Source organism: Sporomusa malonica (genome assembly GCF_900176355.1).
In the GTDB taxonomy this organism is placed as follows: domain Bacteria; phylum Bacillota; class Negativicutes; order Sporomusales; family Sporomusaceae; genus Sporomusa; species Sporomusa malonica.
Genome location: NZ_FWXI01000061.1, coordinates 1 through 1,607, shown reverse-complemented (window position 1 = coordinate 1,607; position 1,607 = coordinate 1). Strand labels below are relative to the sequence as shown.

Annotated in this window: 3 protein-coding genes; all 3 read right to left on the bottom strand. The window is 40.3% G+C overall.

The window, feature by feature from the left end; translation table 11 throughout:
• Window positions 1-590: hemagglutinin repeat-containing protein (locus tag B9A22_RS24815; protein WP_245824143.1), on the bottom strand; the 590-nt coding region annotated here is incomplete at its 3' end.
• Window positions 591-979: 389 nt separating this feature from the next.
• Entirely contained in the window at window positions 980-1,285 is a 306-nt protein-coding gene (locus B9A22_RS24810; protein WP_084578590.1) for a hypothetical protein, read from the bottom strand.
• Window positions 1,282-1,512 carry a colicin E3/pyocin S6 family cytotoxin gene (locus B9A22_RS26665; RefSeq protein ID WP_425441433.1) on the bottom strand — a complete coding sequence of 77 codons (231 nt, stop codon included), beginning with the start codon at window positions 1,510-1,512 and terminating at the stop codon, window positions 1,282-1,284. The genes B9A22_RS24810 and B9A22_RS26665 overlap by 4 nt, the downstream gene beginning before the upstream one ends.
• Window positions 1,513-1,607 lie beyond the last annotated feature (95 nt).

Below are 1,607 nucleotides of genomic sequence, written 5' to 3'. Positions count from 1 at the left end.
TTGAGGCGTTCATCCTCAACCTCACCCGCCCGGCCTACATTTCCCACGAGGCTCGTTCCGGCATCTATAACCCCGCCACCTAATGAAACGCTGAGGCCACTTTGTTTAAATTCGTATTTGTATTGACTATCGTAGGTATTGATTGTGTTATCAATGGTGACATCTTTGCCGGTAATGTTGATGTCTTTACCACTGGCAAGAGTGCTGCCCGCGCTATTTACTTTGTTACCTGCCGTGATTGAGACATTGCCATTGATTGAGCCTATGGTGCTGCCTATTTCGCCTTTGACTTGCTCATTCAGCTTTGTCGTTTCCGTCTGCTTACCGATCGTGAAGCCGAGGCCGCCACCACTAAAGAGACCGGATTTTTTCACGCGTTTGTAATGTTCATCTTCTCCTGTTTCCTGAGCAGAAATAATGTTCACGTTATTATCAGCATGGAGCGTTACATCGTTTGTGGCAACAACGTTACTTCCTTTAACTGTAAGGTCTTTACCTGAATTAATATCAACTGAGTCACCGGAAATTGTGCTGCCCTTGACCTCGTTGACTAAGGAATAGTCTAGTTTATCTGTAGTTTTAGATGACAAGAATCCACTTTTTTTCTTATGGGTTTGCACGAGTGACTCATGTTTTTCTTTGACTTCTTGGATAGTAACATCATTATCCGCGTCAATTAAAATCTTACCAAGACAAAGGAACCGTCACTTTGTCTCTTCCTTTCTCGACATCGGTAAAGGTTTTTCGATTATTCGTTTTCATCTTTCAATCCCTCCTGAGATTATTATCTCAGGGCTAGTGCGTGAGCACTATGTGGGGACTGGTTGACGCTTACCTTTCTTTGTCTCTTTTCTTTGTCTCTTTCCTTTGTCTCTTTCGACTTTCCAGAAAGAAAGAGAGGCCAGCGGATTATTACGTCCGTTGACCTCTCTTTAATTACTTGTAGTTTTTATACAGTTTGTCGTTATTCACAATGCTTTTATTCGTTACATTGTAGACACTTTAACTTATTTGCTTTTATGCACCATCCATATTTTGTATAGTCTATTAATTTATTACAATTATCGCATCTCTTCGGCCATCCATTTTCTCGCCAATCAGCTATAATCTCTAACCCAGCACCGTGAGCAAAAGCTGTCCACTCATACTTGTTCATGCACAATTCATCTTGTAGATACGCCTCAACTTTACGCTCATCACATTTTTCCATTATTTCATCATAAATTTGATACGCATCGTCCACACTTATTTCGCCATTAATAAGCTTGTCTAAAATATCAATCATATATCAATTTTCCGCCCTTCTACTTTGGATTTATACATTTCACCCGTTTCTGGATTCATAGAACCTAAATGCCTTCCTTTATTATCATATACTTCTATGTCGTTATGGGTGTGGTCCCACTCGTAGTAACGCTTATCCCTTCCAAATCCAGCTGATTTCCTATCCGTACCTCTAACGCTATCAAAGCTTTTCCATACTACACTTTCTTGTTTTTGGACATTGAAGATTCGCAGTGAACCACGCTCGTTGTTTAATGGAGGACAAGGTGACGGTTCTTTTGTCTAACCTCGCAACATCTTATTTATTTTATCCTTATTCAAAC

Bases quoted from the DNA above. Each gene is read 5' to 3' on its own strand.
- B9A22_RS24810 (WP_084578590.1), bottom strand. From the start codon at position 1,285: ATGATTGATATTTTAGACAAGCTTATTAATGGCGAAATAAGTGTGGAC.